12 protein-coding genes are annotated in these 14,423 nt (G+C 50.7%); all 12 read left to right on the top strand.

Annotated features, from left to right (window positions below):
* Nucleotides 1–358 precede the first annotated feature (358 nt).
* Nucleotides 359–1,363, top strand: coding sequence for a hypothetical protein (locus tag INT21_RS05560; protein ID WP_226930591.1), 1,005 nt, complete (start codon nucleotides 359–361; stop codon nucleotides 1,361–1,363).
* 59 nt (nucleotides 1,364–1,422) lie between these two features.
* A complete protein-coding gene (locus INT21_RS05555) occupies nucleotides 1,423–2,277 on the top strand; it encodes a class I SAM-dependent methyltransferase (RefSeq protein ID WP_193084947.1) in 855 nt (284 codons plus the stop codon).
* Between the two features lie 111 nt (nucleotides 2,278–2,388).
* The gene (glmS, locus tag INT21_RS05550; protein WP_193084946.1) at nucleotides 2,389–4,251 is read left to right on the top strand and encodes a glutamine--fructose-6-phosphate transaminase (isomerizing); all 1,863 of its coding nucleotides are present in this window, start codon (nucleotides 2,389–2,391) and stop codon (nucleotides 4,249–4,251) included.
* Nucleotides 4,252–4,375: 124 nt separating this feature from the next.
* Entirely contained in the window at nucleotides 4,376–5,116 is a 741-nt protein-coding gene (locus INT21_RS05545) for a phosphoribosyltransferase (RefSeq protein ID WP_193084945.1), read from the top strand.
* Between the two features lie 43 nt (nucleotides 5,117–5,159).
* The gene (locus tag INT21_RS05540) at nucleotides 5,160–5,324 is read left to right on the top strand and encodes a hypothetical protein (RefSeq protein ID WP_193084944.1); all 165 of its coding nucleotides are present in this window, start codon (nucleotides 5,160–5,162) and stop codon (nucleotides 5,322–5,324) included.
* A gap of 89 nt (nucleotides 5,325–5,413) precedes the next feature.
* Nucleotides 5,414–6,751, top strand: a complete 1,338-nt coding sequence (gene glmM, locus INT21_RS05535; protein ID WP_062374950.1) for a phosphoglucosamine mutase — start codon at nucleotides 5,414–5,416, stop codon at nucleotides 6,749–6,751.
* A 10-nt stretch (nucleotides 6,752–6,761) separates the two neighbouring features.
* Nucleotides 6,762–8,318: a glycosyltransferase family 2 protein gene (locus tag INT21_RS05530; RefSeq protein WP_193084943.1), complete on the top strand. Its 1,557-nt coding sequence runs from the start codon at nucleotides 6,762–6,764 to the stop codon at nucleotides 8,316–8,318.
* A 61-nt stretch (nucleotides 8,319–8,379) separates the two neighbouring features.
* Entirely contained in the window at nucleotides 8,380–8,925 is a 546-nt protein-coding gene (locus INT21_RS05525) for a hypothetical protein (protein WP_193084942.1), read from the top strand.
* On the top strand, nucleotides 8,922–10,529 hold the full coding sequence (locus INT21_RS05520; RefSeq protein WP_193084941.1) for a glycosyltransferase family 4 protein: 1,608 nt from the start codon (nucleotides 8,922–8,924) through the stop codon (nucleotides 10,527–10,529). The genes INT21_RS05525 and INT21_RS05520 overlap by 4 nt, the downstream gene beginning before the upstream one ends.
* Nucleotides 10,530–10,628: 99 nt before the next feature.
* Entirely contained in the window at nucleotides 10,629–12,497 is a 1,869-nt protein-coding gene (locus INT21_RS05515; RefSeq protein ID WP_193067817.1) for a glycosyltransferase family 2 protein, read from the top strand.
* 14 nt (nucleotides 12,498–12,511) lie between these two features.
* Entirely contained in the window at nucleotides 12,512–13,930 is a 1,419-nt protein-coding gene (locus INT21_RS05510) for a glycosyltransferase (protein WP_193084940.1), read from the top strand.
* Nucleotides 13,931–13,945: 15 nt separating this feature from the next.
* Nucleotides 13,946–14,423 (top strand): hypothetical protein (locus INT21_RS05505; protein WP_226930590.1); only part of this gene is annotated, 478 nt, incomplete at its 3' end.

Here is a 14,423-nt window from a genome sequence, read left to right as displayed (position 1 = left end):
GACGATATTGGCTGGATGAAATCTTTCATGCGTTTGCCCTGCCCACTCTGGGGAGAGCTGCTCACACCATGGGCCGAGTAACGGCTAGGGATTCGGGAAGAGAACATATACAGGGGACAAGCAGTGGCACGACGCTATTTTGGAACGGATGGGGTGCGTGGGCCTTGGCATGGTGCCTCCTTGTCGTTTGCCTCCCTGGTAGTTTGTCAGATGAGAGCGCTGTTCTCCAGAGGGCTGCGTCTCATGCTTGGGCCATTCATACTTTCATGTAGGGTTAAGCAACTTGGTTATCAGTGAATCTTCTCTGGACACGAATAGTTTTTTCAATCGCTGCCGGTTTATCGACCGTGCAGGAAATATGTCAGATAACTTCACAGAGTTGGCTGTAAAACAGCCTACTCTCACGTTTAACGAACAGTACCTGAACCCGAGGTTCAAAGACCGAACGGAAACTCCCTTTGAAGAGATCACCCTGGCCGACCCGGCCAATTATGCCCCAACGCTTGAGTTCGCTAGGCAGCCTGAATTTCAGGGTGATTACGAGAGCTACCTTGAATTGATCCTCGAACGGCTGCGCTCCGTTTTGCTCACCTTAGACCCGTCAGAGAAGTATCTGTTCTCACACTCATCGGGGGCGGATAGCCGGATTGTCTCTGGTGTAATGGCCCAGCTGCGGCGCGAGGGCCTGGCTAGCTTCGACAATGTATTGTTCTACTGCTGGGGAAGGCCAGAGGCGGAAGCGTTAAAAGGCATCATGAAGGCGGGCGGCTGGGATAACTTCATCATTAACGATGATTCAAAGCCTGATGCTTTTGATGTGGGCGTGCCCGATTTCCCCGTGGGTGGCTGGAATCCCTATACCTCCCAAATGAAGTTCTGGGGCGACCTCGATCCCTCCGAGTATATTTTTCTCTCGGGTGCCGAAGGCGAGACCTTCATGCGGCCCTACGAGGCCTGGGTACACTCCCGTGGTTTCTTTGTCGAGCGGGGCGAGAGCATTCACCGGCTCTGTAATATCTTCAAAGGCGGGTTCTTTCCGCTGCTGAGCTATGATGTCCTCGAATTGACCATGGCCATGCCCAAGGCTTGGCGTAACGTCAAAGACCCACGCATGGGGCGTGACAAGGTAAGAACGGATCTGGTGGAACGAGTAGGGCTGCTCGATATTCCGGTCGATCAGGCTTACTATAACTTCAACTTTACCGAAGCGCGTAAACGCCAAATGGTTGAACTTTACCAGAGCAGCAAGTTCCGCCGTGACCATGGCGTGGAGCTGGATTTTGACGATCTATTCCAGAACGCCAATGGCTGGAACTCCCGGTGTTGGTCGTTTGCTGTCACGGTTTACGAACAGTTGATGTAGCTTTTGCTGATCACGCCGCCTGTTTGTGAGCTGGCGAAAACAATTCAAAGTGGACTTTTATGTCGGATACATTAGCTACTGAACTGAAAGCACTGGAAAAGACGCTGCTACAGGCAAGCAAGGATAACGCAGGCAAGGTTACTAAAGATCTAATCCTTGTCCAGAACCGCCTTTACGCCCAGCTGGAAAGTCTCTCCTGGTTGCAGAGCCGCTTGAAGATCAGGGGACAGCTGCCTCCGCTGCGAGGTTGGGCTACCTCTCCTGATGTTCTACTGCGCCTACATGCGCACATTATGGCGACTCGCCCTCGGGTCATTGTCGAATTTGGCAGCGGTGCCTCTACCTTGGTAATTGCCGATGCCCTGCGCCAGAACGGCGTTGGCAAGCTCGTCTCCATTGAGCATAGCGACCACTATGGGGCGCAGACCCTTGGTACTCTTCAGGCGGAATCTCTGGAAGGTTGGGTTGATCTGCGAATTGGGGATTTGGAAGCCTGGGAAGGCGAGCACCTGAACCCCGAAGATGCCGAGAAGCCTTCGCGCTGGTACCCGGTGTCGCTGCTGGAAGGCGTTGGGAACGTTGATCTTCTATGGGTGGACGGCCCGCCCGGGGCGACGTGCCTATTCAGTCGCTATCCTGCATTGCCAGCCTTGTCCGACAAACTCTCACCCAATGCGGAGGTGTGGATGGATGACACCATCCGACAGGAAGAGAAGGATATATGCGAGCACTGGGCTAAAGGCCATGGTTTCGAACTTGAGTACTTCCCGCTAGAAAAAGGTTTAGGTCGTTTAACACGACCAGGGGCACAGCCCGTGCGTCGTGAGCAGTACTTAGATACAACGTCTCAGACCGACCACCATCCTGAACGCGCCATTGGCCTTGATTTCTCTTTGCCTGAAAACTGCAATTAAGAATGACTTAATCAAGCTTAGTATTTTACGATAGTTTTAGGTGATGGCCCTGCTTGTAACCGCATGGGCCATTGTCGTTTTATGCTGTTTTTATGTGGGGAATAAATAAGTATGTGCGGAATCGTCGGCGCCGTGGGCGCAATGGAATGTACGCCCTTTTTGCTTTCGGGCTTAAAGGTACTTGAATACCGCGGTTATGACTCTGCTGGGTTAGCGGTGTTAGATGCTTCTGGTGAGCTAGTGCGTGCCCGCGCAAAAGGCCGTGTTGCGGAGCTGGAAGCCCGCGTTGCGGAGCAGGGTGTTGTGGGTAAGGTGGGTATTGCCCATACCCGTTGGGCGACCCATGGCGTGCCTGCGGAGCGTAATGCCCACCCGCATATTTCCAGTGGCTTGGCGGTGGTACACAACGGCATCATCGAAAACTACGAAACCCTGCGTGAACAGCTTCAAGGCCTGGGGTATACGTTCACCTCAGACACCGACACCGAAACCATCGCCCATTTAATTCAAGCCTGCTTTAAGGGCCAGATTGGCGAGCCCGCTGAAAATCTACTCTCTGCCGTGCAGTGCGCTGTGGCGCATTTGCAAGGGGCGTTCGCCTTGGCAGTGGTGAGTGAAGAAGAACCGGATTGCTTGGTCGTGGCCCGTGAAGGCTCACCATTAATGCTCGGCATTGCAGACGACGGCCACTACGCCGCTTCTGATGCCTCGGCGCTGCTGTCCGTTACCCAACAAATGATGTACCTGGAAAACGGCGATGTGGCGCGGTTAACCCGTGAATCGATCACCCTGGTCGATGCCCTTGGTCAGCCAGCCCAGCGGGAAGTGATGACCTCAAGCCTGTCTGCGAATGCAGTAGAGCTGGGTGAGTTTAATCACTACATGCAAAAAGAGATCTTTGAGCAGCCCCAGGCGCTGGGTAACACCCTTGAAATGCTCAGCGGTGCAGGTCAGCTTCAGCCAGGTATTTTTGGTGCTGAGGCGCACGCTGTGTTTGAACAGGTGGATTCTGTGCTGATTCTGGCGTGTGGTACGTCTAGCTATGCAGGCATGACGGCTAAGTACTGGATTGAGCAAGTTGCGGGCCTACCGTGCAACGTGGAAATTGCCAGTGAATACCGGTACCGCGTTAGCGTGGCGAACCCTAATCAGTTGGTGGTGGTGATTTCACAGTCGGGTGAAACAGCGGATACGTTGGCTGCGTTGCAGCATGCGAAATCTATGGGGCATGCCCATACGCTGGCGATTTGTAACGTGCCTGAATCTGCCATTGTGCGTGAAACCCTGCTGCGCTTTATTACCCGTGCTGGCCCGGAAATCGGTGTGGCGTCTACCAAAGCGTTTACCACTCAGCTGAGTGCGCTATTTTTGCTGACGCTGCTGTTAGCCAAAGCGAAACAGCGGTTAGCTGACACTGATGAAAAAACCTACCTAGATGAACTTCGCCACTTACCCATTGCGGTTGAAAAAGTGCTGGCACTAGAGCCAAGCATCAAGGCGTGGTCGAAGCATTTTGCCAATAAGCAGCATGCGCTGTTTTTAGGTCGTGGCCGCCACTTCCCGATTGCATTGGAAGGCGCGCTGAAGCTAAAAGAAATTTCCTATATTCATGCAGAAGCCTACCCCGCAGGGGAGCTAAAGCATGGGCCGTTAGCACTGGTGGATGCGGATATGCCGGTGGTGGTAGTGGCGCCTAATGATGAGCTGCTCGAAAAGCTCAAAGCCAATATGCAGGAAGTGAGTGCTCGTGGCGGCCAGCTGTATGTGTTTGCTGATGGTGGTAGCGCCGTGAAGCCGAGTGAAGGCGTTAATGTGCTGGTGATGCCGGAGCATTATGATTTTAAGGTCAGTGGTCTGCTGTCGCCCGTCTTACACGTGGTGGCGCTACAGCTGCTTTCTTACCACGTGGCGCTGGTGAAAGGCACCGATGTGGATAAGCCGAGGAACTTAGCGAAAAGCGTCACGGTGGAGTAAAGGGTGGGGCCCTTTGGGCTTGTGAGAGGCGGAGGTCAGAAGTGACGAGAATGGCCGGGGTTGCTATGCTATTGAGCGTGTGAAACAGAAAGGAAATTAAAGGGGCACACTTTGAGTCACTGTGATGGATAGGGTGTACTCCTTTCCAAAGGAGGCAAAGCATTACCATTGTTTTGTCAGCGATAGTGATATCAAGCAGCATGTTGATTATCGCTCGGCAAAGTCAGGTGATGCTGACTCTGCCCTGAGTCTTATTAGTGATTTGGCTCTTGATTTCCTGGTTTCTCTCAAGGGAGAGTTTCCAAGTGGATCGATATTTGTATCACCTTATGCTAAGGAAGCAGCTGGCGATAACGCCCTTCCTTTGATGTTGTCGTTACTGTGTGCGGAACTTCTGGATGGTAGCAGTGAAACAGATATTGTCCAGATGCAAAGGGTCTTCCACACAGGGGCTGACCCGATGGAAAGGTTGATTTCCAGGCCATCATTTGAAGGGGCTGTTCAGCACGGAGGCCATTACGTGCTTGTGGATGATGTGACCAGTATGGGCAGCACATTGGCCGAGCTTGCTAACTACTTGCTGCTGAATGGCGGAAAGGTTGTTGGCACTCTTTTGCTAGTGAATGCAGGTCGTTCAAAAGACTTTCGAGCCTTGAAAAAGCATATTCGATTATTGGAGGCACGTTTTGGTGATGAAATCAAAGACATCTTCGGAATACACATCCCAGCCCTCACCGCCAACGAAGCAAGTTATCTCGTCGGCTTTAGAACCGCTGACGAGATCCGAAATCGATGCGCTAAGGCAGAAAAAGAAACATCTAAGCGCTTACTATCAAAAGGTCATACGAGATCAGCTGGCCAATAGATGAGTTCGGGCTTTCGCTTTGGAAGCGTCTGGCCATCAAAGGATGGCCTCTACCTCAAACGCCACGATCTGCCGCTGCTCGTTGGCGAACTCCACCCCGCCGTTCTTCCGTTTTCGCATGTTTTTAGCGGGAACCCAGTTTGGTTTAGGCATTCGGGACCCAGCAGGCAAGGTCAAATGGATTCCCGATAACCCCACTCGGGAATGACGGGGTGGTAGGCATCCGGGCAGGGCGGGGTTTGAAAACATCTCTAAACCTGCCTCGCATTTCACAATATTTTTTAATGGTTTGATTTTATGCGTAAATATTTTGGCACCGATGGCGTGCGTGGCCGTGTTGGCGAATTCCCCATGACCCCTAGCTTTGCGATGAAACTGGGCTGGGCGGCTGGCAAGGTTCTTGGGGCGGAAGGCATTAAAGAAGTATTGATTGGTAAAGATACCCGCGCGAGCGGTTATATGCTGGAGTCTGCTTTAGAGGCTGGCTTTTCGGCAGCAGGCGTGAACGTTGCCTTGGTGGGGCCATTACCGACACCTGCGGTGGCGTATCTTACCTCCACCTTCCGTGCCGACGCTGGGGTGGTGATCAGTGCGTCTCATAACCCCTTTGACGACAACGGCATTAAGATCTTCGGTCAGGGGGGCTATAAGCTAACCGACGTTCAAGAGCAGGAAATTGAAAGCAAACTGCGTATTGCCTTGGAAGGTGGGATGGAGTGCGTCAGTTCAGACGCGCTAGGCAAAGCGCGACGTATTGAAGATGCCGCGGGTCGCTATATTGAATACTGTAAAGCGGTATTGCCCAGTACATTAAGCTTAAGTGGCTTGAAGATTGTAGTGGATAGTGCCAATGGCGCTGGCTACAAAGTTGCCCCAGCGGTTTATAAAGAATTAGGTGCTGAGGTGCTTAGCATTCACGACCAGCCCAATGGTATGAACATTAATGCAGGCTGCGGCGCGACGGCTATGCGTAGCCTGTGTGCGGCGGTGTTAGAACATGAAGCGGACCTTGGGATTGCGCTAGATGGCGACGCGGACCGCCTGATGATGGTAGACCATACAGGGGCGGTGGTAGATGGTGATGAGCTGTTGTTCCTGCTAGCGAAAGATGCCAAAGCAGCAGGTTACGCGGGGGGCGTTGTTGGCACCCAGATGAGCAACCTGGGCCTAGAGCAGGCGTTAGCCGCGATTGATATCCCGTTTGTGCGCGCAAAAGTTGGCGACCGCTACGTAATGGAGCAGCTTAAAAACACCGGCTGGCGCTTAGGCGGTGAAGGCTCTGGCCATTTGCTAAGCCTGGACCATGCGTCTACAGGGGATGCGGTCATTGCATCGCTACGTGTCCTCACTTCGCTGTTAAACCAGGGCACCACGCTGCATAAGGCGAAGCAAGGCATGAACAAGCTACCCCAAGTGTTAGTGAACGTTCGCTTTAAAGCCAGCACAAATGAAGACCCGCTTGAACGTGCAGCGGTTCAGCAAACCCTTACTGAAGCAGAAGAGAAGCTGGCTACCAATGGCCGCGTGCTGCTGCGTAAGTCTGGCACTGAGCCACTCATCCGTGTGATGGTGGAAGCCAACGACGCTCAGCTTGCTCAGTGGTGTGCTGATCATATTGCTGGTGCGTTGAGGTGAAAATAACACGATGTCAGTAGACAACCTTCCTATGTGGTTTGACAGTACCTGGTACTGCAAACAATACCCAGATGTAGCGGTAGCTAGCGTTGATCCTTATGATCACTACATGCATCACGGTATCAAAGAAGGGCGTCTGCCGTGTCCTTTGCAAGCGCTTAAATGGGATGAGGCGCTTTGGCAACAAACCGATGATGGCGCTGAATGTATCCAGGCATTACACCGCTTGCTTGAACATGCCAACCCACTAGAAGCGTCTTTCGCGGGGTTTGCACTCGGCCGTTGGTATGCTTGGAAACAGGCGTGGGCGGAAGCAGCGCGAGTATTGGCATGCAGGCCAGTAGATGACGTGTGTTTACCGAACCATTCAGGGCCTGCACTATTAGAAATAGAAGCTTACACGCGTATCGGGAAGTTTTCCCTGGCCTGGCGAAAGATGGCCCTGTTGCGTGACCAAGTGCCTGGCTATAAAGATACGTTCCTGGCGGTATCTAACCTGCTCCAGGCGACGGCTGAGCAGTCGGCAGGGGTTGCGGGGCACGTTCAAGCGACGTTACAGGCGCAGCGTCTTGCATGGTTGAATAATGTTTGGCTTGCAGCAGGGCTTGTGCCTGTGGCGTTGCGCAATCGGCAGCAGCCGTTAAGTATTGATAACCTAGATTCAGTGCGGGCGCATACAAATAAGGCTGACGGGGCTGATCAGCGCCAACGTGCAATAGAAAGTGCAACAAAAAGTGCAACAAAAAGTGCAACAAAAAGTGCCACAGTGTCAGGAGCCGTACCTTTGGTCTCGGTCATTGTGCCAGTATTTAATGCCGGTGATGGGGTGTTAACCGCTTTAAGAAGCCTGGCGGCACAAACCCTTCGGCACCGCTTTGCAGGTGCGCTGGAAGTGATCGTGGTGGATGATGCATCTACCGATAACACGGTAGCAGTGGCAGAAGCGTTTGCAGCCCAAACGCCAGGCTTTCGGGTGCTACGCCAGTCAAAAAATGTAGGTGCTTATGCGGCGCGTAATCGTGGGCTTGCGGAAGCTAAAGGGGAGTGCGTTACCGTACACGACAGCGATGATTGGTCGCATCCTCAGAAACTGGAAATCCAGTGGCGTGGGTTGCAACAGCATCCTGAGTGGATGGCCTGTAACTCTTACTGGGTACGCTGTACGTCTGACCTTGTCTTTACTTCATGGCGGATGGAGCAAGGCTGGATATATCGAAATACGTCATCGTTGATGTTTCGGCGCAAGGTCTTTGAAACATTGGGTTACTGGGATAGAGTCCGTGTAGAAGCGGATACTGAGTACTATTATCGGATCCAAGCTGCTTTTGGCCCCCAGAGTCTAGGTGAAGTGCTGCCTGGCGTGCCCCTTGCGTTTGGCCGAATGGTGCCTACGGCGCTAACCATGCAGTCTAGCACACATTTGGTAACCCAGTTTTCAGGGGTTCGAGCTGATTACCGCAAAGCCAGCGAAGTATGGCACCGTGATGCGTTATCTCCTGAAGATCTTTATCTTCCGGAAGCGCCACGTAAACGCCCGTTTTGGGCACCCATGGTTATCACTGTTTGACGTGTCAAACATTTGATTACAAACAAAGTTGCATGATCAATAAAGTTATAAGGAATACATTGTGTCTGAACACGTACAGCCTTCAAGGGAAGCCCTTCAGCAACAATTACAGAGCCTAAATAAACAGCTGGAGCAGGTTCGTACCTCAATCAAGGCGCGCTTTGAAGAAATAGCTGGCTTAACGGAGCAGTTAGCCCAAGAGCAAGAGGAAGAGACGCACCTGGTTAACCAGGTGCAGGCGGCAAATCAACAGCTAGCATCGTTAGAAAGTGAAGGGTCAGAAAGTGAAGGGTCAGAAAGTGAAGCGTCAGACAGCCAGCAAGAGAACATTGAACTGGTTGCTAGCAGCAACCTCTTTGATGCTGACTGGTACCTGGAGACTTACCAAGACGTTGCACAGGCAGATGAGTTCGCCCAACAGCCCGCGACACACTACACCTTATTTGGCGGTTTTGAAGGGCGTAATCCCTGCCCAGAGTTTGATTCACGCTTTTATCTGCAGCAGTATGATGATGTGCGTGATTCTGGCATTAACCCTCTGGTTCACTACCTGAAATATGGCCGGGATGAGGGACGTTTAATGTCTGCGCAAGTAGAAGATGAATGAGTTTAGCCCCTGAGCTTAAAGCCAGGTTGGTAGCGCTGCGGTTGTTTGATGCTGCTTGGTATCTTGAACATTATCGTGATGTTCAGGAGAGCGGTATGGATGCGTTGGGCCATTTTATTAGCCATGGCCTAGATGAAGGCCGTCAGCCAGGCCCAGCATTTGACCCTAATGCTTACTGGCAGGCGAACCCAGATGTAAGAGCGCTTGGGGTGCCGGCGCTGCGCCACTATCTTCAAAGCGGCTATAAAGAAGGGCGGCCGTTAACGGTTAACGAGAAACTGTCTAGTCAACAGACGAGGTCTATCTGGCCAGAATGGCCGTTACCTGGTGGGCTGCCTCATTGGTATAAGCAACATATTAGGCCGCTGGATGATGGTACCGTGCGCATCATGTATGTGCTCTCAATACAATCGGGTGGTACACCGCAAACCAATCAGGATTTAATGACGGCGTTAGGTAATCGTTTAGGCGATAACGTTGAATGTTTTGTACTGCGCTGTGTTGAAACCAGCCTGACGCTTTATCTGTTTCGAGACGGTATCTACTTACCGATTGAGCGGCATCAGTTGGCTAAGAAAGTACCCGCATTAGATCATTACCTGGATGGATATGATTTAGCGGTTGAAAAATGGCTGGTTTATTATCGCATTAACGTGATTCATGTTAGGCATATGGTCTGGCAAAGCCTTGGATTAATGGAGGTTGCCTACCAGTCAGACATTCCTGTTGTGTACTCTTTTCATGATTATTATTCCGTCTGCCCGTCAGTGAAATTGCTGGATGAGAATAACCACTTTTGTGCAGGGCGTTGTACCCCCAGCCGCGGTGAGTGCTTCCAGGAACTTTGGCCATCGAATGAAATAACCGCACTTAAGCATGATGCTGTTTATCGTTGGCAACAGCAGTTTGCAGGCAGCCTTGCTTTGTGTCGGGGCTTTGTAGCCACAACAGAGCAAGTGCGTAACGTCATGCAGGATATTTTTCCAGCGCTGCTTAATAAACCCTTTAAGGTTATTCCCCACGGCAGAGACTTTAATAATCTTACCGATTTAGCGGTGGCACCTGCACTCAACATGCCTTTACGAGTAGTGATACCTGGGCATATCTCACGTGCTAAAGGTGCCGAGGTGTTACTTCAGCTAGCTGCTGATAAACGCCTAGCGCATGTCGAGTGGCATGTGCTAGGTACGCTTGATGCAACGCTGATAGACCAAGCGCCTAATTCGCTGGTAGTACACGGCCCCTACCAGCGGGATGATTTTACTTCCCTTATCGCTCAAATTCGCCCTCATCTTGGGGCTGTGCTATCCATTTGGCCTGAGACATGGTGCCATACCTTGACAGAGCTATGGGCCGCTGGGCTGCCTGTTATTGGTTTTGACACTGGTGCGGTTGGCGAGCGTCTAAGGGAAACCCAGGCAGGCTGGTTGGCAGACGATATCACGGCAGAATCTGTTGTATTGATGCTGTTAAAGGCGAGTGAAGCGAAGGAGTGGCAACAAGCAAAGCGGCAATTAACCCAATGGCAATTATCTGGTCAGCATTCCTGTTCTTATATGGCAGATAACTATTGGAATTTTTATCAGTCGATTTTAAAGCGTTGAGTGCCGTCAGCTTGAAGGTGAAAAGACACCTGCGATAATCGGTAATAATTCAATACAGTATATGATCAATGCATGGTCAATACATGGAAAGGAATGCTTATGTTCAATATGTCTTCTGCAAAGAAAGGTGAAGGGAAATATAAGGTGGTGAAGCATAATATCGTAAATTCACCTTATACCCTAAAGGTGAAAGGTAAGACGGTTGGTGCTGTTAAAGTTGATGAGCTTGTTAAAGCAGGCGGTAAGTATCGCATTGAGGGTTGGGTGTCAGCGTTGGATGATAATCTTTCACTAGACATTCGCTCTGGCGATATACTTATCAATACAACGTTTAGCCATAAAATTCGTAATGACGTTGCTCAAAGTATGCAGGCGAGTAATCCAGCACTGCTAAGCCAAGGGTTTTTACTCGATTGGGAAGACAGTGAGTTAACGGTCTCTAAAGGGGCGCTAGAATTGGTCTGTCGGTTTGGGTCAGGCATGGACCCCGTCACTTTTACTTTACCTGATGTGACCACCTTCACAGATACCACTGAACGACTACCTGAAACATCCAGTATTGATGGTCAGGTTGAAACAACCAGCCAGACATTACTGCCTGCTTTTTTAACGAGTGCTAATTGGCAAACGCCCGATCCCCTTAAAGCGGCCGCACATATCGACAGCTTTGGTCTTATTCCCTCGCGCTGCGGTTTGATGGCTGGATGGATGGTCGCGCAGCCTGGTTGGGAAATGTGGGGGGTAGATAGCCAAGGTAACGTGCTCAACCTAGCGAGCGCGTTGCGCTACCAGCGCGAAGATATCGTTAGCCTGTTTCGTGATACGTTTGGCCAACGCACCGTCGATGCTGGGTTTGTCACACAGTGGCCCTATCCTATTTCGATAACGGATACTGTCGGAATAGTGGCGTACCACCCCGAAAGCAAGCGGGCCTTTGAAGTCATGCGTAATCAAGCGGTTGAAGTACCTAATGAGCCTGAAGGCTACGCCCGCTGGGCATTTACCGTGCCAACACCTGCCGAAAAGTTTAATGAGCGGTTAAACGGTTGGGAAGGCGAGCTAATCGAAACGATGCTGGCAGAGCGTAGCCGCGCCTTTTCTCACGATGAGAAAGCCCCTGACGTGATGACCTTAGGTAAGGTGCCAGAATCGCCTGACATCAGCTTGATTATTCCGTTATACAGTCGTTGGGATTTTGTCGAGCACCAGCTGTTGGCGTTCTCTAAAGACACAACGCTGCTTGAAACCACGGAAATTATTTATGTGGTGGATGATCCACGTATTTTGACGGCCATTTCCAACGAAGTTGAAAATTTACATCGGCTTTACAACGTGCCTTTCAAAGTTGTGTGGGGGCATCGTAATCGTGGTTTTTCAGGCGCTAACAATCTAGGGGTGAGCGTTAGCCGTGGCCGCCAAGTACTGTTACTAAATAGTGATGCGTTTCCAACGTCACCGGGCTGGGCAAACCAATTAAGTACCTTGTTGGACGAAAATCCGCAGTATGGCTTACTGGGTGCTCGTTTGCTGAACCCGGAAGGTGGCTTGCAACATGCGGGCATGGTGTTTTTCTATTCGCAGTCGTGGCAAGTGTGGTTGAATAAGCATCCCTTGGCGGGGTTAGCGCCTGAGCTAGATGACGTCCCAGAAGGTGCTCAAATCGTCGATAAACCTGCAGTGACCGGCGCGTGCGTGATTATGCAACGTTCACTTTATGATCAGCTGGGCGGTTTAGATGAAGGTTATCTGATTGGTGATTTTGAGGATTCAGATCTCTGCCTGAAAGTGCTGAGTGAAGGGTATCAGCTAGGCTACGTGCCTGGGGTGTCGCTGGTTCACTTGGAGCGCCAGTCGTTCTCATCACTGGGGGATACCTCCTTCCGCACGCTGGTGGTGCGGTTTAACGCTTGGCGACATACCAAGCGCTGGGGCAAACAAATTCAATCTGTCATGCAGTCATTTAGTTAAGGAGCACTTTTTACATGGATTCATTGGTAAACCAAGCGGCTCCGCAGCGTGTGTTGGTGATGGCACATGGACACCCGGATTTTTCGTTGGGTGGTGGTGAGCTGGCAGCTTACAATTTATTTAAAGCGCTAAGGGAAGACGACACCGTTGAGCAGGCGTGGTTTATTGCCCGCCACGACAGCGGCAATGGGCCCACCGGGGCGTTTACGTTAAGGCGTGAAAACGAATACCTATGGCAGCAGTCGTTAGGTGACTCGTTCTTAATAAAAGCAGCGAATAGCTATGCCGTATGGAATGATTTCCGCCAGCTGATTCGCACGCTAAAGCCGACGGTGGTTAACCTGCATCACTATTTTCATCTTGGTATTGAACTGCTGCGCATTATCAAAGAAGAAGATCCTTCTATTCGTGTGATATTAACCCTGCATGAATACATGGCGATTTGCCACCAGCAGGGGCAGATGGTGAAGCGTGGCTCTAATAAACTTTGTTTCCGCGCGTCTATAGAAGATTGTCATCGTTGCTTTCCTGAGTTCTCAAAAGAGCAGTTCTGGCTACGCCGTAGCTTCATTGGTCAGCATTTTGACTATGTAGATCACTTTGTCTCGCCTTCGCACTTTCTTAAGCAGCGTTATGTAGAGTGGGGGCTGCCAGAAGACAAAATCACTGTTATCGAGAACGGCCAATCGCCAGAGCCTAAGCTTGCGCCTCGTCAGTTACCAGAGTTAGAAATTGAAGAAGAAGAGATTGATGGTGATGACTACACTGAAGCGGCTCTGGAGAAAGCCATAGCGGCCATGACGGTAGGCGGCCAGCGACCGTTAACGCGTAAAGTGACGAAAAATGGCAAAACAGTTTATATTGTTGAAAAATCTAAGCAGCCAACCCGCAACCGGCTCGCCTTTTTCGGGCAGATCAACCCCTTTAAAGGCATTGATATATTGATGCATGCGATGCTTTCCATGACCCGTAAAGAGCGCGATGCTTTGGTGGTGGAAATTCATGGCGCGAACTTTGAGCACCAGGCGGGCGAGTTCAAAGACTCGATCATGCAGATGGCCAATGTTTTGATCGCCGAAGGGTCGCTTCGCTGGGTAGGGTCTTATGAGCCGTTCCAAGTGCGTGAACGCATGCGTAACGTAGATTGGGTCATCATCCCTTCTATCTGGTGGGAAAATTCACCCATGGTGATTCAAGAAGCCTTTGTTTGCGGGCGTCCAGTTATCGCTTCGGATATTGGCGGCATGGAAGAAAAAATATCCAATGGGGTAGACGGGTTGCATTTTGAGGCGCGCAACCCACTGAGCTTGGCGCAGGTGCTTAAAAAAGCAGCGAGCATGGCAGATGACGAGTGGCTGACGTTCCATGAAAATATTCAGGCCCCTTTAACGTATAAAGAGAGTGCTGAAGAATACATGACTATTTTTAAATAAAGGCTGGCTATCAACATGAGTTTTACTCTTTACGTTCATGTAGGCTCTGGTAAAGCAGGAAGTTCTGCAATACAAACAGCATTACTGCAGCACGCTAATAAGTTGGCGGAAAAGAAAGTTAAGTACCTCGGTTTAATGCTTGAGAATATGAGTGGTAATGATGCTGAATGGAAAAAGCCATATGGTTGGCCAGTTTACGTAAGCAACTCTAAGAAGTATAAAGATGAACTCCTTTTTCAGTTAGAAGAAGGGGTTGCTGAGCTTGTTACTCATGGTTATAAAGCGGCTGTGTGGTCAAATGAATCGCTTTTTGGTCAAGTTGACTTGTTGCGTGATGTTAAAGCATTAGGAAAAAAAGCTGGCTTTAAAGTAAAAATAATTTGTTATTTTAGAAACCATACGTCATGGGCAATATCTGCATATAAGCAGTGGGGTATTAAGCATAAGTCTTACAGTGGGCCGATAAAGCCTTTTTCTGAGTGGTCAAAAGAGC

The organism is Halomonas sp. 3F2F (assembly GCF_014897805.1).
GTDB lineage: Bacteria > Pseudomonadota > Gammaproteobacteria > Pseudomonadales > Halomonadaceae > Vreelandella.
This window is presented reverse-complemented; position numbering and strand designations above follow the sequence as displayed.

Bases quoted from the DNA above. Each gene is read 5' to 3' on its own strand.
- INT21_RS05555 (WP_193084947.1), top strand. From the start codon at position 1,423: ATGTCGGATACATTAGCTACTGAACTGAAAGCACTGGAAAAGACGCTG.
- INT21_RS05510 (WP_193084940.1), top strand. From the start codon at position 12,512: ATGGATTCATTGGTAAACCAAGCGGCTCCGCAGCGTGTGTTGGTGATG.
- INT21_RS05560 (WP_226930591.1), top strand. From the start codon at position 359: ATGTCAGATAACTTCACAGAGTTGGCTGTAAAACAGCCTACTCTCACG.
- glmM (WP_062374950.1), top strand. From the start codon at position 5,414: ATGCGTAAATATTTTGGCACCGATGGCGTGCGTGGCCGTGTTGGCGAA.
- INT21_RS05540 (WP_193084944.1), top strand. From the start codon at position 5,160: ATGGCCTCTACCTCAAACGCCACGATCTGCCGCTGCTCGTTGGCGAAC.
- INT21_RS05545 (WP_193084945.1), top strand. From the start codon at position 4,376: ATGGATAGGGTGTACTCCTTTCCAAAGGAGGCAAAGCATTACCATTGT.
- INT21_RS05530 (WP_193084943.1), top strand. From the start codon at position 6,762: ATGTCAGTAGACAACCTTCCTATGTGGTTTGACAGTACCTGGTACTGC.
- INT21_RS05515 (WP_193067817.1), top strand. From the start codon at position 10,629: ATGTTCAATATGTCTTCTGCAAAGAAAGGTGAAGGGAAATATAAGGTG.
- INT21_RS05520 (WP_193084941.1), top strand. From the start codon at position 8,922: ATGAGTTTAGCCCCTGAGCTTAAAGCCAGGTTGGTAGCGCTGCGGTTG.
- glmS (WP_193084946.1), top strand. From the start codon at position 2,389: ATGTGCGGAATCGTCGGCGCCGTGGGCGCAATGGAATGTACGCCCTTT.